This is a genomic window from Sphingomonas sp. LH128 (assembly GCF_000293195.2).
Taxonomy (GTDB): Bacteria; Pseudomonadota; Alphaproteobacteria; order Sphingomonadales; family Sphingomonadaceae; genus Novosphingobium; species Novosphingobium resinovorum_A.
Window position 1 is genome coordinate 1 of sequence record NZ_ALVC01000053.1, and the last position, 22,557, is coordinate 22,557.

35 protein-coding genes and 1 tRNA gene are annotated in these 22,557 nt (G+C 61.0%); 24 read left to right on the forward strand and 12 right to left on the reverse strand.

The window, feature by feature from the left end; translation table 11 throughout:
• Positions 1 to 257: hypothetical protein (locus tag LH128_RS33130; protein WP_008828507.1), on the forward strand; the 257-nt coding region annotated here is incomplete at its 5' end.
• On the opposite strand, the gene LH128_RS05085 is transcribed toward LH128_RS33130, so the two are convergent.
• On the reverse strand, positions 254 to 790 hold the full coding sequence (locus LH128_RS05085) for an HNH endonuclease (RefSeq protein WP_008828508.1): 537 nt from the start codon (positions 788 to 790) through the stop codon (positions 254 to 256). The genes LH128_RS33130 and LH128_RS05085 overlap by 4 nt on opposite strands.
• Before the next feature lie 466 nt (positions 791 to 1,256).
• A complete protein-coding gene (locus LH128_RS33135) occupies positions 1,257 to 1,532 on the reverse strand; it encodes a hypothetical protein (protein ID WP_172704951.1) in 276 nt (91 codons plus the stop codon).
• A gap of 130 nt (positions 1,533 to 1,662) precedes the next feature.
• Between LH128_RS33135 and LH128_RS05090 the strand changes: the two genes are divergently transcribed.
• From LH128_RS05090 to LH128_RS05115, 7 genes are all read left to right on the forward strand, one after another.
• Positions 1,663 to 1,884, forward strand: a complete 222-nt coding sequence (locus LH128_RS05090) for a hypothetical protein (protein ID WP_008828509.1) — start codon at positions 1,663 to 1,665, stop codon at positions 1,882 to 1,884.
• Positions 1,884 to 2,312, forward strand: a complete 429-nt coding sequence (locus LH128_RS05095) for a phage tail terminator-like protein (protein WP_008828510.1) — start codon at positions 1,884 to 1,886, stop codon at positions 2,310 to 2,312. Before LH128_RS05090 ends, LH128_RS05095 begins: the two co-directional genes overlap by 1 nt.
• An 83-nt stretch (positions 2,313 to 2,395) precedes the next feature.
• The gene (locus LH128_RS33140; RefSeq protein ID WP_172704952.1) at positions 2,396 to 2,656 is read left to right on the forward strand and encodes a hypothetical protein; all 261 of its coding nucleotides are present in this window, start codon (positions 2,396 to 2,398) and stop codon (positions 2,654 to 2,656) included.
• Positions 2,653 to 2,952 (forward strand): hypothetical protein, encoded by a 300-nt coding sequence (locus tag LH128_RS05100; protein WP_008828511.1) that lies wholly within the window; start codon positions 2,653 to 2,655, stop codon positions 2,950 to 2,952. Before LH128_RS33140 ends, LH128_RS05100 begins: the two co-directional genes overlap by 4 nt.
• Positions 2,952 to 3,161: a hypothetical protein gene (locus tag LH128_RS05105; RefSeq protein ID WP_008828512.1), complete on the forward strand. Its 210-nt coding sequence runs from the start codon at positions 2,952 to 2,954 to the stop codon at positions 3,159 to 3,161. The genes LH128_RS05100 and LH128_RS05105 overlap by 1 nt, the downstream gene beginning before the upstream one ends.
• Before the next feature lie 67 nt (positions 3,162 to 3,228).
• A complete protein-coding gene (locus LH128_RS05110) occupies positions 3,229 to 3,462 on the forward strand; it encodes a hypothetical protein (protein WP_008828513.1) in 234 nt (77 codons plus the stop codon).
• 38 nt (positions 3,463 to 3,500) lie between these two features.
• On the forward strand, positions 3,501 to 3,920 hold the full coding sequence (locus LH128_RS05115) for a hypothetical protein (RefSeq protein WP_008828514.1): 420 nt from the start codon (positions 3,501 to 3,503) through the stop codon (positions 3,918 to 3,920).
• Here LH128_RS05115 and LH128_RS05120 read toward each other — a convergent pair.
• The gene (locus LH128_RS05120; protein ID WP_037517879.1) at positions 3,910 to 4,248 is read right to left on the reverse strand and encodes a hypothetical protein; all 339 of its coding nucleotides are present in this window, start codon (positions 4,246 to 4,248) and stop codon (positions 3,910 to 3,912) included. The genes LH128_RS05115 and LH128_RS05120 overlap by 11 nt on opposite strands.
• A gap of 171 nt (positions 4,249 to 4,419) precedes the next feature.
• Here LH128_RS05120 and LH128_RS05125 point away from each other — a divergent pair, with 171 nt between their 5' ends.
• The 14 genes from LH128_RS05125 (at position 4,420) to LH128_RS05190 (ending at position 16,981) form a co-directional block, all read left to right on the forward strand.
• Positions 4,420 to 5,151, forward strand: a complete 732-nt coding sequence (locus LH128_RS05125) for a hypothetical protein (protein ID WP_008828515.1) — start codon at positions 4,420 to 4,422, stop codon at positions 5,149 to 5,151.
• A gap of 69 nt (positions 5,152 to 5,220) precedes the next feature.
• Positions 5,221 to 5,658, forward strand: coding sequence for a hypothetical protein (locus LH128_RS05130; protein WP_008828516.1), 438 nt, complete (start codon positions 5,221 to 5,223; stop codon positions 5,656 to 5,658).
• A 5-nt stretch (positions 5,659 to 5,663) separates the two neighbouring features.
• Positions 5,664 to 6,029, forward strand: a complete 366-nt coding sequence (locus tag LH128_RS05135) for a phage tail assembly chaperone (RefSeq protein ID WP_008828517.1) — start codon at positions 5,664 to 5,666, stop codon at positions 6,027 to 6,029.
• 7 nt (positions 6,030 to 6,036) lie between these two features.
• The gene (locus LH128_RS05140; protein WP_008828518.1) at positions 6,037 to 8,613 is read left to right on the forward strand and encodes a phage tail length tape measure family protein; all 2,577 of its coding nucleotides are present in this window, start codon (positions 6,037 to 6,039) and stop codon (positions 8,611 to 8,613) included.
• A complete protein-coding gene (locus tag LH128_RS05145) occupies positions 8,610 to 9,272 on the forward strand; it encodes a hypothetical protein (protein WP_008828519.1) in 663 nt (220 codons plus the stop codon). The genes LH128_RS05140 and LH128_RS05145 overlap by 4 nt, the downstream gene beginning before the upstream one ends.
• On the forward strand, positions 9,269 to 9,934 hold the full coding sequence (locus LH128_RS05150) for a hypothetical protein (protein ID WP_008828520.1): 666 nt from the start codon (positions 9,269 to 9,271) through the stop codon (positions 9,932 to 9,934). Before LH128_RS05145 ends, LH128_RS05150 begins: the two co-directional genes overlap by 4 nt.
• Positions 9,934 to 10,326: a DUF6950 family protein gene (locus LH128_RS05155; protein ID WP_008828521.1), complete on the forward strand. Its 393-nt coding sequence runs from the start codon at positions 9,934 to 9,936 to the stop codon at positions 10,324 to 10,326. The genes LH128_RS05150 and LH128_RS05155 overlap by 1 nt, the downstream gene beginning before the upstream one ends.
• A 304-nt stretch (positions 10,327 to 10,630) precedes the next feature.
• Positions 10,631 to 12,457, forward strand: a complete 1,827-nt coding sequence (locus LH128_RS05160) for a hypothetical protein (RefSeq protein WP_327195065.1) — start codon at positions 10,631 to 10,633, stop codon at positions 12,455 to 12,457.
• 290 nt (positions 12,458 to 12,747) lie between these two features.
• Positions 12,748 to 14,763 carry an SGNH/GDSL hydrolase family protein gene (locus LH128_RS31265; protein WP_008828523.1) on the forward strand — a complete coding sequence of 672 codons (2,016 nt, stop codon included), beginning with the start codon at positions 12,748 to 12,750 and terminating at the stop codon, positions 14,761 to 14,763.
• A gap of 14 nt (positions 14,764 to 14,777) precedes the next feature.
• On the forward strand, positions 14,778 to 15,050 hold the full coding sequence (locus LH128_RS05170; protein ID WP_008828524.1) for a hypothetical protein: 273 nt from the start codon (positions 14,778 to 14,780) through the stop codon (positions 15,048 to 15,050).
• Between the two features lie 206 nt (positions 15,051 to 15,256).
• Entirely contained in the window at positions 15,257 to 15,745 is a 489-nt protein-coding gene (locus LH128_RS05175) for a hypothetical protein (protein ID WP_008828525.1), read from the forward strand.
• Between the two features lie 2 nt (positions 15,746 to 15,747).
• On the forward strand, positions 15,748 to 16,326 hold the full coding sequence (locus LH128_RS05180) for a lysozyme (RefSeq protein WP_172704953.1): 579 nt from the start codon (positions 15,748 to 15,750) through the stop codon (positions 16,324 to 16,326).
• Positions 16,323 to 16,604: a hypothetical protein gene (locus LH128_RS05185; RefSeq protein ID WP_037517886.1), complete on the forward strand. Its 282-nt coding sequence runs from the start codon at positions 16,323 to 16,325 to the stop codon at positions 16,602 to 16,604. The genes LH128_RS05180 and LH128_RS05185 overlap by 4 nt, the downstream gene beginning before the upstream one ends.
• The gene (locus LH128_RS05190; protein WP_008828528.1) at positions 16,601 to 16,981 is read left to right on the forward strand and encodes a hypothetical protein; all 381 of its coding nucleotides are present in this window, start codon (positions 16,601 to 16,603) and stop codon (positions 16,979 to 16,981) included. Before LH128_RS05185 ends, LH128_RS05190 begins: the two co-directional genes overlap by 4 nt.
• Before the next feature lie 420 nt (positions 16,982 to 17,401).
• Here the strand turns inward: LH128_RS05190 and LH128_RS32735 are convergent, their stop codons facing one another.
• The 9 genes from LH128_RS32735 to LH128_RS05225 all read right to left on the reverse strand — a co-directional run bounded on the left by LH128_RS32735 (position 17,402) and on the right by LH128_RS05225 (position 20,676).
• Complete coding sequence (locus LH128_RS32735; RefSeq protein ID WP_008828530.1) at positions 17,402 to 17,608, reverse strand: hypothetical protein; 207 nt, start codon at positions 17,606 to 17,608, stop codon at positions 17,402 to 17,404.
• Position 17,609: 1 nt separating this feature from the next.
• Entirely contained in the window at positions 17,610 to 17,801 is a 192-nt protein-coding gene (locus LH128_RS32740; protein ID WP_008828531.1) for a hypothetical protein, read from the reverse strand.
• Positions 17,788 to 18,051, reverse strand: coding sequence for a hypothetical protein (locus tag LH128_RS33145; protein WP_008828532.1), 264 nt, complete (start codon positions 18,049 to 18,051; stop codon positions 17,788 to 17,790). Before LH128_RS33145 ends, LH128_RS32740 begins: the two co-directional genes overlap by 14 nt.
• On the reverse strand, positions 18,051 to 18,551 hold the full coding sequence (locus tag LH128_RS05195; protein ID WP_327195066.1) for a hypothetical protein: 501 nt from the start codon (positions 18,549 to 18,551) through the stop codon (positions 18,051 to 18,053). Before LH128_RS05195 ends, LH128_RS33145 begins: the two co-directional genes overlap by 1 nt.
• Positions 18,552 to 18,687: 136 nt before the next feature.
• A complete protein-coding gene (locus tag LH128_RS05200) occupies positions 18,688 to 18,906 on the reverse strand; it encodes a hypothetical protein (protein WP_008828534.1) in 219 nt (72 codons plus the stop codon).
• Complete coding sequence (locus tag LH128_RS05205) at positions 18,903 to 19,337, reverse strand: hypothetical protein (protein ID WP_008828535.1); 435 nt, start codon at positions 19,335 to 19,337, stop codon at positions 18,903 to 18,905. The genes LH128_RS05200 and LH128_RS05205 overlap by 4 nt, the downstream gene beginning before the upstream one ends.
• Positions 19,334 to 19,828: a DUF1643 domain-containing protein gene (locus LH128_RS05210; protein WP_008828536.1), complete on the reverse strand. Its 495-nt coding sequence runs from the start codon at positions 19,826 to 19,828 to the stop codon at positions 19,334 to 19,336. Before LH128_RS05210 ends, LH128_RS05205 begins: the two co-directional genes overlap by 4 nt.
• Before the next feature lie 210 nt (positions 19,829 to 20,038).
• Positions 20,039 to 20,428: a hypothetical protein gene (locus LH128_RS05220; RefSeq protein ID WP_008828538.1), complete on the reverse strand. Its 390-nt coding sequence runs from the start codon at positions 20,426 to 20,428 to the stop codon at positions 20,039 to 20,041.
• Positions 20,425 to 20,676, reverse strand: coding sequence for a hypothetical protein (locus tag LH128_RS05225; RefSeq protein ID WP_008828539.1), 252 nt, complete (start codon positions 20,674 to 20,676; stop codon positions 20,425 to 20,427). The genes LH128_RS05220 and LH128_RS05225 overlap by 4 nt, the downstream gene beginning before the upstream one ends.
• Positions 20,677 to 20,839: 163 nt before the next feature.
• Here LH128_RS05225 and LH128_RS05230 point away from each other — a divergent pair.
• Positions 20,840 to 20,931 (forward strand) — tRNA-Ser (locus LH128_RS05230).
• A 143-nt stretch (positions 20,932 to 21,074) separates the two neighbouring features.
• A complete protein-coding gene (locus LH128_RS05235) occupies positions 21,075 to 22,196 on the forward strand; it encodes a tyrosine-type recombinase/integrase (protein WP_008828540.1) in 1,122 nt (373 codons plus the stop codon).
• The last annotated feature ends 361 nt before the right edge of the window (positions 22,197 to 22,557 follow it).

A 22,557-nucleotide genomic window follows, 5' to 3' on the forward strand; every position in this document is an offset into this window, starting at 1 on the left:
CGGCGGGCAGTTTCTCGGCCGGTATCGGCGCCATCAAGCCCGGCGAAACAGTCTATATCGGTTGGACTGCCGCCTATGCTCGCCGCATGAATTTCGGGTATGTAGGAACTGATAGTGCAGGCCGTTATTACGGCTCTGCGCAAGCGGTAATCACTACTGGATATAGCAATCGCTCGGGTTATGGATTTGCCGAAGCCGCAGCCGCCAAATGGCCTGCCATTTTGGCTGAGCAGGTGGCCAAGCTTAGGAAGGGCTAACTCAGTCTCGCGAACTCCCCATGCGCCTCCAGCACGGCGGCGTTATAGGCGGCTCTTGCTTCCTCCAGCGTGTCAAAGCGGCCTAAATGGCGCTTACTTTCGGGCGCCTTGATTTCGGCTCGATATTTTCCGCACGCGAGCAGGGTAACGCCCTTTACGCCAAGCCGATTGTGAGGGCGCGCGCCAGTGTTTCTCAGGTTTTCAGCGCGCGTTGCCGCCCGCAGATTGCACAGCCTGTTATCCGCACGGTCGCCATTGATATGGTCTACGTCGTTCGGTGGCCATTCGCCATGCAGGATCGCCCATATCACCCGGTGGGCATAGTGCTTAACCCCCCATATCCCGCCGTACTTATAGCCGTCTGGCGTGATGCTGATGAAGGCCTCTTTACCGCAAAAACGGGAGGTCCATGTGCTGAATGACCGGCGGTCGGGGAACTGGTCGGCGGTTCGGGGAAGCCAGAACAGCTTGCCTGTCTCAGGCTCGTAGCGGAGCAGTTGACGAAGTTCTGCGGGTGTGGGGCGTGGCTTCATAGCGCTTTTGACTTGTTTCTCAGATGAGTGGCGACCGCATACAATGCGCAGAGGTCGCGCACCTCTACCTGCTCAATCTCTGAAAGTTCTTCTAGAGGGCGGCATTCATTGAACCTATTTATGCGATAGGCATACACGCGGCTTAACACTCGCCCGCAGTCTTGACACACCCGCCTAACTGACGGGAAGCCAGCAATTTCCGCACCCATTTGAGAAAGGTACTTGCCGCATACTGCGCAAAACGAAGTAGGGTTGCCGCTGGCAAGCATCATATCAGCCAGCGCCCGACGTTTGCGGCTATACATGCAGGGTCCAGTACGGATGCCGCAGCCGTCAGATGCCGCGCGGGGCTTCGGGATAAGCCCTTTGTAGATTTGCCACCCCTCCTTTGTCCCTAAAGTAGGAATGCCTGACGCGGCCCAAAGTTCGTAAAGCGAACGCTGGCAGCCGCCGTGGTAGCTTCGCCTCATTGATGAGCGTCGCCCTCTGATCCCAACACGATAACCGAAGCTACCTTGCCGCCTTCCAGATTGTGGCGACCGATATGTTTGTAAAATTCGATCTCGGTGAGAACAGACCCTGTGATCTGTGCGGCAAGTTTGCTGATCGCCTGCGCTTCGGGAGGCGTCATCGTCTTTGCTCGAATACCATCCAGAGCGTCAAACAGCGTATCCCGGAGGCCCGACGACGTGCGGACGGTCTGTGCAGGCACAGGGGTGGCGGAAGTCGTTTGCGTAGTCATAGGAACTCCATCACTTGAACAAATAACCCATATGCGTTACCGATAAGGCATATGGGTTATAAGGTCAATTAGGCATATGCGAAATAACTCCACCTTGGCAGAAAAAGGCATATGCGCTAGCGCCCCGGCGGTGGGCCGAAAACTGCGATTCCCTGAGAAAAGAGAGGCCGCTTTCGAGGCGGGCACGTTGGCGCGTATTCAGGCCGTTCTAAAAGACGGCGAGGATCGCACGACTTTTATCCGAGAGGCCGTTGAGCGGGAAGTGCAGCGCAGGGAGTTCGTGAAGACTACTGACATCAAGCCGCTCACGCGCGGAACGAACGCCGCACTGGCAAAGCCGAGGAAACGCTGATGCCCGCGATCGAGACGACAGATTGGCTTGCGCTCAAGGGGCGCATCGACACGCTGGTGACATCGCCAGTGCTGCCAAGGTTCGAGCCTGATGCGACCATCGTGCCGCCCACCGATAGCGTCGGCCCCGCACCTTTTCTTACGATCTCCGACGTGGTGAACGACCCTGTGCGCGGCGGCATCTCAGGCGTTCCCGGCATACGCAGCGGCACTCTCATGCTGACGGTCCAGTGGCCGATCGCGCGCGCTGTCACTCATACCCAGCTCAAGGAAATTGCCGGTCAGGTCGCGGCGCACTTCCCGGAAGACCTGTGCATGACCTATGGCCCCTCGCGCCTGCGCGTCACGCAGGACAGCGCCTCGATGCAGCCCTATGTCGATGGCACCTATCGCGTTGCGGTGGTGCGGGTGTTCTGGTCGTCGATGTAGCGTGACCGTTCCCGCCGTGGTATGATCGGGCCAGCGGTGCGCTAACACCGCCGACCCTGACCACCCATGCGAGGCGACGCACGATGGCTAACCTAGACCTAACCCAATTCACACCGCCGTCACAGGTGTTCGTTCCCGTTCGCGCTTACGGCCGGAACGTAATCGACAATGGCGGCGATGTGATCGCTACATCCTTTACGCCGCAACTCGCTGCTGAAATTGCCCGTTTGCTTAATGCAGCTGCCGGGATCGACGGATGGCGTCCTGTCGCAATGCCTGCGCCCACGCAGATGATTGAGATTGCAGCGGCTCAACCGGTTCGCATTAAGGGTGTCATTGAATGACGCCCCTCGAACGCGCCTGTCGAGCGATGTGCGAAGCGAGAGGCGAGGACGGATTTCCGATCCTCAACGCTGATCCCGACCTCGGCGATTACCCCCTCACGCGAGAAGGCACTAGCGACCTTTGCCCCTTCACCGAGGCTGACGTACTCACACTTGCCCGCGCCGTCCTGCAGGCCATCCGGGAGCCGAGTGAGGCGATGATCTCCGTCGCCGAGGATCGTGAGAAGTTCGGGTATGATCCGCTCCCGAGCGAGACGTTCCCTGCCATGATCGACGCAGCGCTGGAGGAAGGGTGATGGCGATCGATTGGTGCCCCATCGCCGGCCTGCCGGATGCGCTGAAAGATGGGCGCGAGGTTCTGGTGTGGGACGGCGAAAATGCCGACGTGGCGTGCTGGCAGGAGCATGCCCACTTCGGTCAAGGTGATCCAGGCTGGCAGGACACCGGCGTTGGCGGGGAACTGTCCGGCATCACCCATTATGCCGAGATTGATCCGCCCGCCTAACCGTCCGCAGAGACGCCCGCCCATAGCTCGCACAAGGCATCAGCCTCAACGATACGGAAGATGACAGATGGAAGGCCACAACTCAGGACTGCCGCCTCTTGAAGAGCCGTGCACCGATTGCAACGGCACGGGGAAGTATCGCAAAAAAGACCCCTACGAGTTTGCGCCGAGCCTGCATTGCCTGACCTGCAAGGGCCACAAGGTAGCGGCTACCGAGGCAGGGAAGCAGATCATCGACTTCATCAGCCGCCGCTTTCAGATCAATGACAAGGAAGTGCAGCGCCGCATGTTCGGCGACTAGGCTGGCCAAGCGCCCGCCATGATGGCACTTTCCCCGCCATGAAAACCCCCGCCCTGATCCTCGCTGGATTCGCTGCCAGTGTCATTGCGCCAGCCTATGCCGGTGATGATACCGATTTTCCTCATAGGGATTGGGGCAAGGTCGCGGTTCTGGACATGAGCCAAACGGAAGCCTCGGCCTGTTTGGCTAGGCAGTTGGCGCGCATGTACGGCGCGGTCATGCCTATCGTTGTTGATGGCGGATCTGATATCGACGCGGGGCCGGGTGGAGCGTTCGGAACGCCGAATGATCCATGGCTGCGATACAAGGTCAGGGTTGAGGGCGGCCAAACGCTTATTCGGGTATTCTATCGCCACCCCGTCGCGGCCAAATGGATCGATCGCGACCTCGGTAAATTTCAGAAGAAGTGCCTCAAGGTGCGCAGTATCGGCCCCAACACCGCGAATCCTACTTCCTGACCCAGCGCGTCATGTCGCAACTGTCGGGCTCTACGGCGTTCGGATCATCAATTCCCTTCACGCGATCCAGCTGACAGCGAAGTGCTTGGCTGACATATGGCTGCGCGGCCGGCGTGGCGGTTGGCACCGAGCATCTGTGCGCCTGTAGCAGTTTAAGCGTCTCGCTTGCCTGCGCGCGAATACTCGACCCTCGGCGTTCAGCGACGTCACCACTATCCGCAGCAAACGACATGGCAAGACGCTTGGACGCGCCTTCATATTCAGCTTCGAGTTTCTGACAGACGCCGGGCGCCGCCGCAGTTGACGCCAAGATGATCGCGTAGAGCATGATTCCCCCTGAGGGCGACTATGATCGTGGATGAAGGAGATGTCCAATCATGCCGTCAAGCGAACTAATGATGCGCTGTCACGCACATATCTTGCGTATCGTTTGACATGCCTGTAATGTTCGGCAACCAAAGCGCCACCCAGCGATGCCTGGGCAACGGGAGCACCGAACATGGCATTGCAGGCTGTCGCAGGATCGAAGATCTACATCGGGACGCGCGTAGCGCTGCCTACCGACCTTACCGTGGACCTCACGGATTTCGCGCCGCAGGAAACCGAGTGGCTCCAGATCAATGGCTGGACGAACGCCGGCGCCCTTGGTGACGCTCGCGAAGCGATCAGCCAGAACTTCATCGACGCCGATCGCACCGAGACGATCAAGGGCACGAAGAATGCTGCTGAAATGCAGAACGTGTTCGCCCCTGACTACAGCGACCCGGGCCAGAACAGGCTTCGTCAGGCTGTCGACGACTGCTCGAACTACGCCTTCAAGATCGAGTGGGGCGCTGGCTGCGCGGCAAATGGCCCGGTCACGATCAGTGTTGCGACTCCTGGTGTGGTCACGTGGCCCGGTGGCCATGGGCTCAAGGCCGGCTCTCCGGTCATCTTCGCCGCGACCGGCGGCACTCTGCCCACCGGCCTGACCGCTGGCACCGTTTACTATGTGGTTGCAGCTGGCCTGACCCCGACCACCTTCTCGGTTTCCGCCACCCCCGGCGGCGCAGCGATCGCGACCACGGCCGCGGGCACCGCAACCTCCATCACCGCCACCGCGCAGCCCGCTGGCCGCACCGTCATGTTCTACGGCATCGCCCTTTCGGCGTCGGAGAACGGAGGCGAGGCCAACACCGCGCAGATGGGCACCCATTCGATCAAGCCGAACACCAACCTCGTTCGCGTCTGACCAGCTAGGGGCGGCGGGGATCGGGTCCCCTGCCGTCCTTAGACCCGAACCGGCCCGAGGACACATCGCATGGATATTTCCGCCCTCAGCAATCAGATCAGCATCGACGAAGGCGAGTGGATCGACGACATCCCCACCCTTGAGGGTGTCCGGCTGCTGGTCCGCTCGACGAACTACAAGCCGTTCCAGGTCGCAACCGCCGGCCTTGCTCGTCGCAGCGGCAAGAAGCTGCGCACCGATGAAGGCGCCGTCGGTTTCCAGATCGCTACCGGGAAGCCCCTCGCCGAGCACATCCTGCTCGACTGGGACCTGTCCAAGGCGGAAGGCTTCACGGCGATGACCGCTAACGGCGAACCGCTTCCCTACAGCAAGGACAATGCTGTCATGCTGCTCACCGCCAACGATAACCTTGGCATCGGGGCCGCCTACCGTGCAGGCGTGGAGTGGGCTGGCGATCGCGTGGCCGAGAAGATCGCTGATCGCGCCAAGGAAGCGGCGGGAAACTGACCGATGTGCTGCGCTGGGCTCTCGAACATGGAGACGCCTACAGCGCGGCAAAGAAGCTGGCGGAAGAGGATGGGCCTGAGATCCCGGACGACCTTCTTCCGCCCGATTTCATCGACGGCTTCGGCGGTTGGTACACCGCATTCTTCCGCCTCTCAACCGAACGGCAAATCGGCATGGCAGAGGGAGAGATACCGGCAAGCGCCATCGATCGGCACACCCAAGGGTGGTCCTACGACGACGCTGAAATGTTCGAGCACTGCATGCGTGCGATGGACAAGGTCTATCTCGCCCGAAGCGAAAAGCCTGCCGAGAAGGCCCCGCAGATGACGGCAGAGGAACAATTCATGGCTGCATTTGCAGGCCGGATGTGAGGAAGAGATGACCGAAGTCGCCGCCCTACAGATGAACGTCGAAAGCTCGTCTGTGCTGCGGGCTGCCAACGACCTCGACACATTCTCTGCCGCGGCGAAACGAGCGGGCGCAGCCGCCGGACTGAACTCCGGGTCGATCAGCAAGATCGTCGCTGCCATGCAGTCCATGGACGCGAAGCTCGGCGTGATCGTCAGTTCGCTGGATCGGATGGGAAAGGCGTCTCAGGGTGTTGCGGCGGCGAATGACAATGTCTCACGCGCGCTCGCGGCCGCTGACAGCCATGTCATCGCCTACACCCAGCATCTGGCCGCTCTGTCGGCGCAGCAGATGCAGGCCAATGCGCATGTGACGGCTTGGCAGCAAGCCCTAGCGAGCCAGGCGTCGGCAACGCAGCAATCCGACGCCCATATCATCGCCTATCGCAACAGCCTCGGGCAAGTCGAGGAAAGCGCCAAGAAGGTCAGCACGGCCATCAAGTTCACGGCCCAGGACGGCTTGAACGCCTCTCGTCAGTTGGCGGACATTGGTGTGACCGCCGCCATGGGCATGTCGCCCTTCATGATCGCAATCCAGCAGGGGCCGCAGCTTCTCGACATCCTGCAGAACAGGGCGGCAGCTACCGGGGCAACGGTCGGTGCCGTGTTCCGTGCTGCCGCAGCAGAGGTCTTGGCATTCCTGGCCCCGTTTGCCCCGCTGATCCTAGCTGCGGGCCTTTTGGCTGCGGCTATCTCCGCCATTACCCATCAGGCCAATGATGACAGCGGACTCAAGAAGTACACGACCGCCATGGGCTACACCAAGGAGGAGGTGAAGAAGCTCAACGCCGTCACGGTCACTTGGGGCGACACCTTCAAGGCCGTGTTCCAAGTCGGTTTCGAGCGCATCGTCAACGCCTTCGGGCTGTCGACAGCCGACCTCAAGAGCGGTTGGAACGCTTTCCTCGACTGGATGGCGGATGCTTCCCGCGCAACGATCGCCGGCATCTATGCGGCTTTCACCGGCGGCTTCTACGCGATCAAAGTCGCAATGGACAACGTGCGCAAGGGTGAGGCGGCTAATCCGTTCAGCACGCTCGTTCAGGGCTACAAGGATGCCTACGCCGACGCGCAGGGCTTCATGGATGACGTGGTCAAGCAAGCCCGGAAGAATGCGCAGGATCGCCAGGCTGAAATGGCCAAGGCTATGTATGACAAGCCCGCTGCCGGTGCCCATAAATATGACTTCGGCGACCTCCTCAAGGAGGCGCAGAAGATGGAGAACGATCTCACCAAGGCTCGCGCGCAGATCGGGCTCTATGGCGAGGCGTTGGCCCGTGTCACCTATGAGCAAGACCTGTTCAACAAGGCGTCCGAGCACGGCTTGAAGCTCAACCCGCAGCAAGTCGCTCAGATCAAGTCCCTCGCGGCAGCGATGGCGCAGCTATCCGAGGCGAACCGGGTTGCGGCCTTCCGTGAGGACACCCGCCAGCAGTTCATGCAGCAGTGGCAGGGCCTCAAGGATGCATCGGCGCAGATTGGGGTCTATGGGCGCGATCTGTCGGCGCTCCGGTATGAGCAGGAGGCACTGAACCGCGCGATTCAGCAGCACATTACCTTGACCGAGAATGATCGGGAGGTGATCCGTAGCGCCGCGGAAGCCCTTGCGGACAAGGAGTATGCGAACATCCGCGCTCAAGTGGCTGCGGACAATGCAAAGGCGCACGCCGAGAACATGCGCCAGCTCGACGTCGAGCGCGCGTCCCTCGGCCTCACTGGCAAAGAGCTGATCGCCTACAACTACCAGCAGGACCTCATCAACAAGGCCCTGCAGGCGGGCGTGGCGTTCAAGGACGTCGATATAGAGAAGACCCGGCGCCAGGCAGAGGCATACGCCGAAGCTCGCTATGCCATCGACCAGCAGGCGCAGGCGATCGCGGACGCGCGCGAGGTGACGAAGGGCTTCTTCACTGACTGGATCAACGGCGTCCGTGAGGGTGGAAACCTCTTCAAGACATTCGCCGACAGCGTGATCAACAGCCTCAATCGGATCATCGATAAGCTGCTCGACAAGACCTTGAACGGCTTCCTGGACAGCATGTTCTCAGGCGGAGGCGGCGGCTTCATGTCGAGCATCTTCGGTGGAGGTGGAAGCTCGTCCAGCAGCCTGGTCAGCACTGGAAATTCGTCGATCGATTGGACCAGCATTTCAAAGGGCATCAAGTGGGCAAACGGTGGAGCTTTCGGTACTGCCCAGCGCTTTGCCAACGGCGGTGCCTTCACCAACAGCATCGTCACGTCGCCCACCCTGTTCCGCTTCGCCAACGGTGGCGCGCTCGGTGAGATGGGCGAGGCAGGCCCCGAAGCGATCATGCCGCTCAAGCGCGGCGCGAACGGCTCGCTCGGCGTGCAGATCCATGGCGGCAACAGCAAGCCTAGCGTCCGCATGGGCGACTACAACCCAACGTTCCAGTTCGCGGGCGCGGTCGGGCTGGACGGTATCGCGCAGCTTGTGCGCCAGGGCGGCCAGGAAACCTACGACCAGATGAAGCGGGACCTGCAAACGCTCCTGCAGCAGCTCGACGTGGATGGGGCGTTCGCCACATGACGAAGATTTACCAGTTCCCCACCTTTCGCATCGAAACGCAGCTTTTCCACACGCCGGGGGCTGGCTACGACGGCGGCCTGACTGCAGGCGGCGCACAGTTCATAACCCCGGAGCCCGGCGGCTTCTCAGTGTTGGAAATGCAGCCCGCGATCATCAACACCGAGTGGGACTTCCCGCTCGCGTCGTGGATCATGTCGAAGATCGGCGGGCAAGTGTTCCGCGTGCGCCTGGCGCCTTCCCCTCAGGTTGCCTACAGCCGCCGCCGTGGTCGCACCGCTGTGCCGTGGGACAACGGGCAGACGTGGTCCAATCAGGAGAATTGGGACGGCGACTTCACGGCCACATACTCCGCTATCGCCCTCAAGGGATCGATCGCCATCCAGTTTGACCTCACAGGCGTTGGCCCCATCGTCAGCCCCGGCCATGTGATCGGCCACGAGTTCGACAGCTATCTCATCGACGAGATCAGCTATGACGGGAACATCGCCACCGCCATCCTGACCACGCCCCTGGCCCGCGATATTGCAGTAGGGGATAGCTGTTACCTGCGCCCGTGGTTCACCGGCCGGATCAGCAACGGTTCGGAGATCCGCGCAGCCTACAACAACATGGGTCATGTGAAGCCGGGTCGGATAGTCTTTCAGCAGGCGATCCTATGAGCGAGTTTTACGACCAGATCGACGAGTTGCTTGGCGCCGCCGACGACGTGACTGACATCGTAGCCATGGTTCGCAAGTGCTGGTTCTACGACTTCCTCGGCGAGCCCGTGTGCCTGTGGGATGGGCAAGGCAATTTCATCGACAGCGACGATAACGAGTGGCTGGGGACGATCGATGCAAACGGCGGCAACCTGCACAAGACACCCTCGCTGCAGGATGGTCGCGACGGCACGGCGGCCTCCTACACGTTCTCGTTCAATATCCCGACCATCCCCGGTCAGGAAGACGAAATTCTCGCGCTCTACAACGGGCTGAAATCCGAACAGTCCAAAGTCTTCGGACGCTCGCTCACCTGCTATCTCGTGCTGTTCCGAGAAGGCGAAGGGCTACGCCCTGGCACGCCCATCAGCTTTTATAAGACGATGACGATGTTCTCGCCCAAGTTCGACGAGAAGCCCGAGCGGTCGTCGTCGGGCACTGTCGTCAAGACCTATACCTGCTCGATCACGGCCAAGGACAACAACCACGGGCGCAGCGAAACGCCTGATCGGACCTATGCCGACACGATGCAGAAGCGCCGTGCGCAGCAGCTCGGTGTCTCGGTCGATCGCGGCTCTGAATACCTCGCCCTGCTCGCCAATCGAACCTACCAGGTGCCGTGATGGACTTGGTGGACGAAACGCTGCGCGACTGGCGCAGGCACCCCCATCAGTACGGCGTGAACGACTGCGTGCTGTCGGCGGCTGCATACTTCATGGCGCTTGGCGTGACTGACCGCATGCCGTGGTTTGCGGGCACCTATGCGGACAGCGACGAGGCGATGGTCGTGCTCGCTGAACTTGGCGGCATGGAACGGGCGATCGAGATAGTCGGCGGGACCGCCGTTGAAGGTGAGCCCCAGCGCGGCGACTTGATCGGACTGATGGCCGATGCTGATTACGTAATCCCGGCGCTCTGCACTGGGGACGGTGTGGCCGTGAGGCTGGAGCGCGGCTTGATCGAACTGCGGCTGAAATTCGTGCAATGGCGTGGGGTGTGGCGTGGGATTCGTTAAGAAGCTAGTCGCGCTAGTAGCGGTCGCTGCCCTGATCTATTTTGCCCCGGGCTTGGGTGCTGCCGTAGCTTCGACAATCGGTTCCAGCAGCGCTTTTGTCGCCACCCTTATAGGCGCTGTGATCGTAGCTGCTGGCACATACCTCATCCAAGCAGTGCTATACGGTAGAAGCAATGCGCCGGACATGGAGTCCGGGAAAACCAACGTAAAAATCTCCGACCCTCCACGCTGGCTCCACTGCGGTCGCGCTCGTTCCGGCGGCGGCGCCCTGTTTGGCGAATTCGATAGCCAAGGCCGCTGGTGGATGCTGATCGTCCACAGCGACGAAATCCTGCATCCAGACTACAGCTACTTCCTCGACGACGAGCCCGTGACGCTGGATAGCGCGGGATATGTCTACCAGAAGGAGTTCCGCCTCAAGACGAACAAGGCGAAAGACCCGGCCGATGCGGACGGTCAGGGCAAAGGATACGTCCGCATCTGGACGACGACCTACAGCGAGACTGATCCCACCCCTCCCCGCATCGCCGCACTGGACAGCGCCTTCCCGTCGAAGTGGACTTCCGACCACCGCCTTGTCGGCACCACCTTCTCGGTCATCTGTATGGATGCTCTCGACGTCGAGCACCGTTACAAGATCTATCGGTGGCGCGGTCCGTTCGGGCTCGGCGAACCCGCCGTCAGCGTGCTTGGCGATTGGGCGAACGTCTATGACCCGCGCGACGAGACGCAGGTGCTTGGCGACCGCACGACGTACAAGCCGACGCGCAATGCGGCTCTCGTGTGGGCGTGGTTCCGAACCCATCCGTTCGGCAGAGGCAAATCGGAATCGTCAATTAATTGGGACATGATCGCGGCGCAGGCCGACATCTGCGACGAGGACGTAACCGGCATAGAGGGGACGCAGAAGCGCTATGAGGCAGGCGTCGCGATCGTGGACAGCAAGCGCCGCGTGGATGCGGAGAAGGAAATCCAGATTGCCTCAGATGCCTACATATTCTTCGACGAAACGGGAAAGTCATACATCGACGTCGGCCACTGGGAGGAGCCAACTCTCGCCTTCTCCCGCAACCGCGACATCATGGCTATGTCCAGCGTCGAGGCCCAGGACGGTGAAAGCGAAACCCAAGGCGTCATCGTCAAGTACATGGAGCCGGATGCGAATTTCACCGTGCAGCCCTCGGCCGCTTGGCTCAACCCACTGTACTATGACCCGCTCACCACGCCCAAGTTCCTGACCGTCGAAATTCAGGCGTGCCAGAACCATAACCAGGCCATGCGTCTGGCGAAAGCGATCGGCATGCGCTCGCAGCCCCGCCACAAGATCGGCCCAACTGTCAACCTGCGCGGGCTGCAGGCGCGACATAAGCGCATCGTGTCGATCAACTATGACAACACGTTTGCCGGTGATTACGAGATCGCAACCAACGTTGAGCTGGACGGCGCGGGCATCTTCACGGGCTTCGGAGCCGTTCCCGTCAACTCAAGCCGCTGGACCCTGCTTCCCGGCGAGGAGCAGCCCAAGCCCGTCGTCGACGGCACCATAGCCACCGCGACCTTCCCCGCGATCACTGGCGAGAACGTCTATGTCCAGGACGGCGCAATCCGCATCGACTTCCCTGCGGTCCCCCGCGACGATGCCAGCTATGTGGCGGAATACATCCTGACCTCGGACATCACGGGCAGCGAAAATGACCCGTGGATGCCCCTGACGATCAACCTCAACACGGCGGTCAGCGGCGTACTGCTGGAGGGCCAGAGCTACACCGTCCGGTATCGCTATGTCGTCTCCTCCGGGGCCGGACCCGCGTGGGAATATTCGGTGCAGTCGACCGAGGCGGTGCTGCCGCCTTCGACCAACCTCACCGTAGACGGGGGTGCCGGCCAGGCGGTCGTGACGTGGAAGAACCCCAACGACTTGCGGTTCTTCTCGTCCGACATATGGCGCGGGACGACCAGCGACTTCGGCGCGGCTACCAAGATCATCGACAGCTTCGGCGGCGGCGTCGGACAGGTCCAGTCGATCGAGGACACGGTCGCAGCGGGCACATGGTTCTACTGGATCGTTGCGACCGATGGGGCCTCGCTTGATGCCTCGCCCACCGGTCCTGTCAGCGCGACCGTCACGTGAGCGCGAGGGAGAAACCCGTCATCGGCGCAGTCGTCCGCAAGGATGGGCGACTGCAGCCGGTGGAGGGGCGCGATCCCTCCACGCAAGGAACGTATCGGGGAGAGCTGCCAGAGCCACTGAAACAACCGTAACGCTTTTCTAAAGTTTCAACTGCCTTGTCTATTGTTGCGTCTCGGGGTAATGTCGCGCAGCATATATTCAAAGGTGGCGTTGTGGGCGCAGTCGAGACAGCTAAGGACGCACTTTTCGGAAATCCGCCAAATCCTGCGATGGAACCCTCGCGTGAGGGTATGTTGGCGGCGATCACCGAACTGCAGCAGAATATTACCGGTGTTGTGTCGGGCATCCCTGCGTATGCGACTGCGGCCTCGCTTCCTGCGGTGACGTCTGCGGACAATGGCAAGCAGGCCCGCGTCTATGCCGATGGCACGGCGGCAAACAACACGTTCTGGATCGTTCAGGGCGGCGCGTGGGCTATCGATACCGCATATGTCGCATTGCTCAACGCCGTCGTTCAGCCACTAGTAGACCAAGCAGTGGCCGCACGGGATGCGGCTATCGCGGCTATGGCTGGCATTGACGCTCCAGCCGTTTCCTCCGCCGTCTACCGCAAGAACCTATTCAACCTCGCAACCTTGACGGATAACAATTACGTCAGCCCAACCGGCGCGCTTGAGTCTAACGTGCAATATTTTGCGTCAGCCTGGATCGCGTGGCCGGCTGGCGTTACCCAAGTGACGCTTTCTCGCGGAAACTGGCTCGTTCAAGCTATTTATTCGGGCGGTGTCTACACGGCCATCTCGGGAACGTCAGTCAATCCCGGAACGCAGAACTACACCCTCACCAAAGCATCTGGTGCAACGCACTTCCGGCTGTCCAGTCAGAAGGCCAACCAGCCTGCAGCTACGTTCATGGCGGTGCCGGGTACGGTTCTGCCAACGGAATATGTGCCGTATGACAAGGTGCTCGATCTTTCCAAGGCGATCCCCGGATTGCTTTCCGGTACGGCCCTGGCGACTGGCACGCTTACCGCAGACAAGACAGCGTTCATTGAATTCTCGAAGAACATCCTGAACCTGAGCGGCCTCACGGTCGGCATGGCATTGTCGAACGCGGGGAGCCCTCTGACCTCGGCGCAAAACAGCTACACTACCTACCTCCCTGTCACCCCCGGACAGCAATATGTTTCGTCGCAGAACGGCGTTGCGACGAACATGCGTATGTGGTGTTTCTTCGCAAACACATCGGGGACTGTAGTATCCGGAGGTTCGAATGATCCGGGCAACACCTTCACTGCCCCTGCAGGTGCCTACTATGTCCGTGTCACCGTCTACAATGCTACCACTAGCGGCGCGCAGCTTGAGGCCGGATCGAGCGCAACGCCATATGCGGTGTATGGACTGAAGCTAAAGCCTGACGGCTATGGCAGTGGCGGTTCGGGAAGCTCGAGCCGATGGTATGGCAAGAGCGCGGCATTCCTTGGAGATTCCATAACTCAGGGAAATACCTGGCAGGGGTATGTTGCTGCCATACTCGGCCTTATCATTACGAGTTTCGGCATCGGCGGAACCAAGATTAGCGGCCCCGCAGGCGACACAAACGCCATGTGTCAAGAAGCTCGCATTACTGCCATCGGCACGACATTCGACCTTATCCACCTGATGGGCGGTACGAATGACTGGGCTCAGAACGTCCCGCTTGGTGATCTCGATGGTTGGTACGGAACAGCATCTTTCGCAACGAGCGTGATGACCGTGACTGCCGTTGGCGGCGGCCCCACTATAAAGGTTGGCGACACCGTGAACGCTGCAGGGGTCACCCCCGGCACTTACATCACCAGTCTCGGCACCGGCACAGGCGGGGCGGGAACCTATAACCTGTCCACCACGCCGGGTACTCTTGCCGCGCGCCGCACACGCACTTTCGATCCCACCACGTTCTACGGCGCGCTCAACACGTGGGCTGACAGATCATTTGCGCGCTGGCCGGGCAAGCGATTGTCAATTGGCACCACGCCCTACGGTGAAATTCCTGACTATGTGCCGCGCGGATGGTCGAGCCCGGCGCACAACACGCTGGGCCTGACCACGAACGACTATGCGGAAGCAATCCGCAAATTCGCGGCGCGGCGCAACGTCGCTCTCAGTGATGTCGCCCTTAACGGTGGCTGGGGGGCTTCAAATATAGTCACCGCCATGGGTGGCTCAACGACTGACAACCTCCACCCTGCGACAGATTCTCCCGCCGCTAAGGGCATAGGATCGGCGCAGGTGGCCGGGTTGCGCCAGATTGAGCCGGTATCGTGAATAAGGAGATCGCAATGCCCAAGGCCGAGGACCAAATTCACGATGAGTTATTGGCGCAGCTCGAACTGGAGAATGCGCAGGACGGCCTTTTGCAAGCAAGCGGCCTTGAGGTCGGTGACGCAGTTTTAGTGACCACCGCTTCCGGCGAGGCAACTGGGGTAATCTCGGTGATCTGGCACGACGGCACAGCAGCCCCGGCGCTGGATGTTCTGGTGGATGGCGAAGTGCTGTTCTCGGTCCAGCACGAGGATGGTGCCGTATCGCTGCCCACGTGGCGAGGGTCCTGACGATGCCCCCTGCCGCCCGTTCCGAATGCATATGTCCTTGCCATGGCGGATTCATGATCATGCATGTTCACCCGTGTTGCAGCACATCGATCAATGCAACCGATTATGCGGTTAATGAGAACGGTCATTACCTCTCCGGCGAAAAGCCGCGGCCTTCGCGATCTCGGAAGACTGTCCGATGATCGGCGGAAAAAAGGGGTATTGAGATGGAAGCCGCCGACATCGTTCCTGCCGCCGAAGCGGTAGTGCAGACCACGAACGGCGGCTCGATCCGGGCCGCTGTCTGGACGACCGCGATTATCTCAGGGATCGGCGTCATCTCGCTGATCATCAAGCAATGGGGGCCGTGGCAGATCATCGCCGGAAATCAGCGCAGGGCTGATATCGAGGGTATGGGCAAGCGCATCGCAGAACTGGAAACCCGCTTAGACAAGCAGGCGACCGAGCACACCGCCAAGCTCGAGCAGGAGCGCGCCCAGCATGCGGCGGAAATCCAGCACATGCGCCACCGCATGAACAATCTGGACACGTCATTGACCCTGCTGCTCGCCCTCATCGAGCAGGACCCGTCCAAGGCCAGCGAGGCGGCCGCGCGGGTACGCCAGAAGCGTGAGCGGCAGGAAGCGAATGAGGTGGCCGAGAAGAGCGTGCTCACCGCCGCACGCCTCGTGCCGACAGCAATCCCGGAGGAATGATCATGGACCCCCGTACACCCATTTTCGCAGCCGCCCGCACCGCCAAGGGCTCCGGCTTCACGCAAGCCCACGTCGATGCGATCAACGCCGCGCTCGATCAGGCAGGCGTGCCGCGCGAGCTCGTCCCGGGCCAGCGCACCGTCGGCGCCAAGGGCATCGCCGTCATGCACAAGTGGGAGGGCTGCAAGCTGGTCGCCTATCCTGATCCCGGCAGCGCGGACGGCAATCCGTGGACGATCGGTTGGGGCAGCACTGGCCCCGGCATCACCAAGGGCACCGTATGGACGCAGGCGCAGGCCGATGCGCGCTTTGCTCAGGACCTGGTGAGCTACGCCGCAGCCGTGTCCAAGTTCATCGGCACCACGCCGACGACGCAGGACCAGTTCGATGCGCTCGTCTCGTTCCACTACAACACCGGAAAGATCGCGGCCTCGACGCTGGGCAGGAAGCACAAGGCCGGTGACTACGCAGGGGCGCAGGCCGAGTTCGGCAAGTGGATCTACAACGACGGCAAGCCCATGGACGGGCTCAAGAACCGCCGGGCGGACGAGGCCAAGCTGTACGCCGGGAAATGGGCATGAAGCAGCACCCTCCCCTCTCCCTGCGCGACTATATCGGCGTGGGCTTGGTCTTCGCGTTTATCTCGGTGCTGGTCGCCCTGCTGTTCAAGAACATCCCGCAGGCCAATGAGCAGCTTATCGTCTACATGCTGGGCCAGCTTTCGGGCTTCGTCAGCACGGTGGTCGCGTTCCACTATGTCCTGAACAAGAACAGCGAGACGGCGACGGAGAACACCGGCAAGGCGTTTGATGCCCTCAAGGCTGCAGCGGAGAGCGCGCCGCCCGAGAAGAAGCCATGATCACCGCTGCCTGGACCGCCGCCCGCCTGTGGTTCACTGGCCTCCCTGACGGCATCCGGCGCGGTGCTGTATGGCTCGCCCTTGCCCTGCTGACCATCGCCCTCGTCTGGTGGTGGTTCGCGCGCCACGACGCCAAGGTGATCGAGAGGCATGACGAGAAGCGCGCAGCCACCGCATCCGAGGCCAAGGAACGTAGCGCCGAAGACCGGGCGAACGACGCCATCATCAACATGATCAACGAGAGGGAACGCGAAGATGCGATCAAGGCCGCTCCGACTGGCAGCTCTGTGTCTGCTCCTGATCTCCAGCTCAACTGCCTGCGCCTCAAGAAGCTCGGTCGCGTTCCCGAGCCGTGCCGACATATCGGCGGCGACTGAGGCCAAGCCCGTACCCGGCGACGACATCGTGACCGATCCGGCCGCGTCGGCGCTCTACAACTCGCGCGTGGAAGGATGGGGCGATCGCGTCCGTGCTGCCGGGGTTCGCCTGTGCCGGTATTTCGAGGCGCAGGGGATGGAGGTGGATTGCGGGAAGTAGCGGGCTTCCACCGCTTGCCGCTTCCGCTCTACCATAGGTAGAGGGTTAGCGTCTGGTGCCGCCCCAGCCTTCAATCCATGATCCACTCATGAGAACCTCCCGGCCTTCCTGCACAGCGGCGGCCTCGACCACTTCGTTTCCCGGTTGCAGCCGGGGGTGCTTGCGAGGCTTCCACTCGCTGCGGCATGTCGCCCGGTTACCCAAGCCGCCTCTGTAGAACTGGACGTGCCAGATCTCTCCTTTTGCCCCCGCATCCTACATCAGCGGGAATCGGTGGGCAAGCGATCCTGCATCTGCAGCTTCATCCAGTTCAACTGGTCCTGCAGTTCGCGAACCTGCTTGCGCAAATCATCTTCTGCGCTGTCTACACAATGGCACTCGGCACTGTCGCCACCGATGACACGGTTCCAACATCCAGGGACGAGGAACCGCATGCCATCTTCGTAGTGCCATTTGCAGACGCTCACCCTATTTCTCCTGCGCCTTGAGGCGAACCAATACCTGCTCGCCCTTTTCAGTGAGCACTCGCGTACTCCAGCCTTTCTCATCAATGTGCGCGATTTTCGTAAGGCCGCGCGGAAGATCGTATAAATGACCAGCCAGGAAAACTGCTTTTTGTTCTTGGGTCAGCACACTTATAATTTGATCAACCTCGTCCATGGTGCTTACCTCTCTCTATGGTATCGGCTGCAGTAATAAGGACGATCGCCTGGTTTTTGCAAAGCAGTTCTGCATAGGTCCGCAGCCATGCTGTGACCGCCCTCCTCTCCTCGGCGCGGGCTTCTTCTAGGGCGGTTTGGATGACGGAGGCGGCTGCGTTTTCCGGGGCGCGATCCTCCAGACGTTCCGCGCCGCCATATGCCATCATTGATTTTGCCCAGACGTTGAACGAGTCAGGAACGCCGCCCATCACTCCCCTCCCTCTGCGTCGGCGGGGTTGAGGGCGGCGAGATGGTGCGGGATTGGCATCCACCCTATCGGCTTGCCCCTGCCGTGAGTGTAATAATCTTGCTGCCAGTTCCAGCCCGCGAACTCCCAGCCATTACCTTCGCCATCACCTACGTTATGGTCGTTGTTGTGGCCAATTGTGATAGCGGTAAGCGCATCATCAAGAGGGTTTTCGCCGTCGCTGTAGTCCACCAAGAGCAGCACCGTTTCGTCGCGCTTGTCCCAAGCCTCCATTGGGAGGAATTCCCCCTCCACGCCCCCGGCGTCGGGAGAATGGTTGGCGAGGGCGGCGCGGATATGGTGCGCAGCCTGCCTCATGGTTGCCGCCCAGTCCTGCCACTGGTTGGCGTCAGCCTCCTCGGCAATGCGCTCCAATTGTTCGGCATCTTCAAGCGCCAGCCTGACGGTGTTCGCGCCGCCTGCCAACTTGCAAGGATCGCTTGCAGGGTCGCCGTAGGGCACAACCCGCCAAGCGTCCTCGTCAACGCCGTGGGCGCGCTCCGCATCTTCGCGGCGGACATACCGCGTGGCCTTGTCGCGATCATGCGTCCAGATCGGACCGTCAATATCCCATGAGCGCCAAAAGGTTGCGTTCGCGTTACCGACGATCCACCCCGCCGCCGGCGGCTGGGGCGGGCAGGGAAGCGAGAACACTGTGCAGCGCGTGGGCCAGCTTCGCCCCCTCCTCTCCGGTGAACGAGATGCTAGTCTGCGCATCCGGCCCTGCGTCGGGATCAATGCAACAATTGGCGGCGGCTTCCTGCATTCGGTCTGCGAAGTCCCGCAGCGCCTCGCGCTCGTCGTTCGTGCTGGTCATGGTTTGGGTTCCTCCCCGAGAGCGCTTTTCCAATCTTTCAGGCGATCAAGAACGATGCGCCTGGCCTCATCCATATCGGCCATACCGTCCGTTGCGATGTTCAAGGCACCGGCAGCGAAGGCCAGTTGCATCCCAGTCTCCCGTATCCGCGCATTATCTGCCTTGAGCGCGCCGATCGTGATGCTTTGATCCGTGATCCTGTCTGCAAGGTCGTTGCGGTGCTTCTCGCTGCGCTCTCGCTCCTCTGCCATTGCGAGGATGGAGGCGTCAGATTGGCGGCGGGATTCGCAATATCCGGACAGGAATGCATGGCGCAGTTGCGCGTCTTCGGACATTGCAGGGTCGGGACTGCCCAGCGCCATGTACTGCGTCAGAGCGTCCCTCGCTCCAGCATCCAGCGCGCGCAGCTTGTCGGCGGAAAAGTCAGTCATGGGCGCATGCTCCAAGGAATGATCGGGCTGTCATAGGGCAGCATAAGGGGGTGTTTCGGGTGGCCGCATTTCGCAGGCGCGCCGATGCTCAGCGGCTCAAGCCCAGAGCCGCGCGCGATACCAGCAACGTCCAGCCAGCGGTTCCGCCGATACTTCGGCACCTTGGCGATTGGGCCCCAGGCAAAGACTACCTGATCTGCCTCGGCCATGATGCGCATCAGGTAGTCGTCATTTTGAGGCCCGACCGGATCGGACACTTTGCCGAGTTCGCGCACGTCAGTGGCGCGATAGGCAAACAGGTTGCCGATCACCAGATGACCCCACTGATTGCGTTCGCCAAAGCCACGCAGTTTACGGATCGTCGCGTCATCCAGTTCCGCATCTGCGGTAGACGGGTTGACCATGATGATCGCGGTACAGAGCGCATGTGTGGATCCGAAGCGATCTAGACGGTAGCGGTACTTGCCGCATTCGGAGATGATCGCACTCATACCCCCTCCCCTCCCGCACTGCCTTCTTGGGCGCGGAGGTGGTTGCGGAGGGCGAGGCCGAGAGCGGTCACGGCGACGAATTCACTTAGGTGCCCGCATGTTAGTCCTAGCTTCATAACGCTCTGCGCCGCCGATCCTGAAATGTGTAGATCGTCCAGTGCAGCCCGCTGCGCCTTCGTCAGCCCCTTCGCCAGCGCGTCCAGTTCTGCGTTAGTCATGGGGCACCTCAGGCATGAATTTCCGGCAGACCATTTCCCGGCGATCCGGACTTCGATCGTACATGTAGCGGCGCAGTTCATCGTTGAACTTCCGCAGTCGTTCGATCTCGTCGGCAGCTTCCGGGCCATTCGGGTTAACGTACTGCGTCGGAATGCCATCACCACGATGCGAGTACATCGCCCGCAGCCGTGCTATCAGGTCGTCAGAGGCAGGCTTGGACGTAGGCTCTGCATCCCGAGCCGCCCGAGCATGCGCCTCACACCGCCAAGAGCGCTTGTCGCCCACCGGCCTGTCGATGATCTTCTGGTTCTCCGGGCAATCGCCGCATGTGAACACGTATCCACCGGGCGCATACCCCCAAGGTCGCAGGTCGTCAGTCACGGGCGATCTCCTGCGAGGGCGCGGACAGCATCCGCAAACCTGTTGCTGGCGTAGGCAAAGCGCTGCATCGTTACGAAAGACGACGCACACCGGCACCCGCCATTCGTGTGCATGCCCTTCGGCTTCACGATGATGCAGTTGCCGTCAGTGCAGCCGCCAACCTTGGCAAGATATTCGTCGCGTTCGCGCAGAGCCTCAGCCAGCAGCGCCTCTCTGTCAGGGGTGGGGGTGGTCGGTTCAGAGGACATGACTTGCGCCCTCCCCGGATGCGCGCAGATTCACGAAACGTCCCGTGAACAGACTGTGCCGAGCGTTGTGCCACGGCAAACCGCTGTCGTTCGCGTTTTTCGCGTTATCTGCGTTGACAGGAAATCCAGCTATCTCTAGGGGAACCGGCACAACGCCGCACTCGGAGACGTGGGTGAGTGGCTGAAACCAGCGGTTTGCTAAACCGTCGTGCCCTTAAGGGGGCACCCCGGGTTCGAATCCCGGCGTCTCCGCCACCGGCTTGTCCAGCCACATTCGCAACCATCCGATAAGACCCTGAGAAATCAGGTCTTTCGGGTGATTCGCGTCCACCCGCATTCATCCCTGTTCGCCTGCAACCGATTCGTCGTGTGGGAAAAAATGTGGGAAGATTTGTGGCATGGGTAAGCTGTCCGCGACCGCTGTGAGAAACGCCACCAAGCCCGGGCGCATGGGCGATGGTGATGGACTTTTTCTCATCATTCAACCCAGCGGCACCAAGAGTTGGATGTGCCGGGTTCAGAAGGCCGGCAGCCGCCGCGACTTTGGCATCGGCAGCGCGGCGAAGGTGTCGCTCGCCCAGGCAAGGGAGCGCGCTCGGGAGATTCGAAGCTGGGTGGAGCTGGGCCTCGACCCCGTTTTCGAACGGCGTAAGGCCGAAGGCGTGCCTACCTTCAAGGAGGCCACTGCCAAGGTCCTAGCGGCCCAGCGCAAAACCTGGCGCAATGAGAAGCATGAAGGTCAGTGGCTTCGTACGCTGGAGACCTATGTCTTCCCAAAACTAGGCAATGTCCAGGTATCCGAGATCACCGGCCCGATGATCCGCAATGTCCTGGCCGAAATCTGGCTATCCAAGCCTGAGACCGCACGGCGGGTCCGACAGCGCATTGGCGCCGTGCTCGACTGGGCCTTTGCCTCCGGCTTCCGAGAATCAGAGGCACCGATGCGTGCGGTGACCAAAGGTCTGCCGAAGCAGCCGAAGAATGAGGGCCATTTCGCGGCGATGCCCTATAGTAAGGTACCCGCATTTGTTGCCAGCCTCAGGAAACGAGAGTCATTCAGCCGGATGGCCCTCGAGTTTGCAATCCTGTGCGCTTCACGATCGGGGGAGGTTCGCGGGGCGCGGTGGGAGGAATTTGATCTGGAGAACTGCCTCTGGACGGTGCCGAAGGAGCGAATGAAGGCCAACCGCGAGCATATCATTCCACTCACTCCGAGCGCAATTCGGATCATAGAGAGAGCAGCCGCCCTCAAACTGGGTGATTGCCCCCTCGTCTTCCCTGGAGCGAAACGGAACACCCCGCTGTCCGACATGACGTTGACGAAGCTTCTGCGCGAAATGAAGGAACCCTACACGGCACATGGTTTCCGGTCGGCATTTCGCGATTGGGTGAGCGAAGAGACTGAGCATCCCGGTGAAGTGGCCGAGGCAGCACTTGCTCACGTTGTGAAGGGCAAAACTGAAGCTGCGTATCGACGCGGAAACTTGCTTGAAAAGCACCGATTGCTGATGAATGAATGACTGGTCAGCCTTTTGCGAGCCGCGCTGACGCACCTTGCCCCGAAGTCGATGTAGCGAACCGTCACTTGCAGCGAGCCGCCTGACCTCACCGGCAGCGACCTTTCCCCGTCCTCCAGCAGCCAATTCCACGCTCCCCAATGCGATCCGTCCGCCTCCTCTCTTCCGGATAACCTGCACTGGGCGATAGGCAACTGTTCGGATCGGAGCCGGTTCGCGGGGATAGCTGACAATCGCAGGGAGTCGGCAGCCTACCATTCTCGGCCATTCAGCCGCCGATTTCCGCTCCTTAGGTGCGGGCCGGCAGCTTTCTATAGCGCGACGATCTGGGTGAGAGGTCAGCGACTATCAGGATGAGAACAGA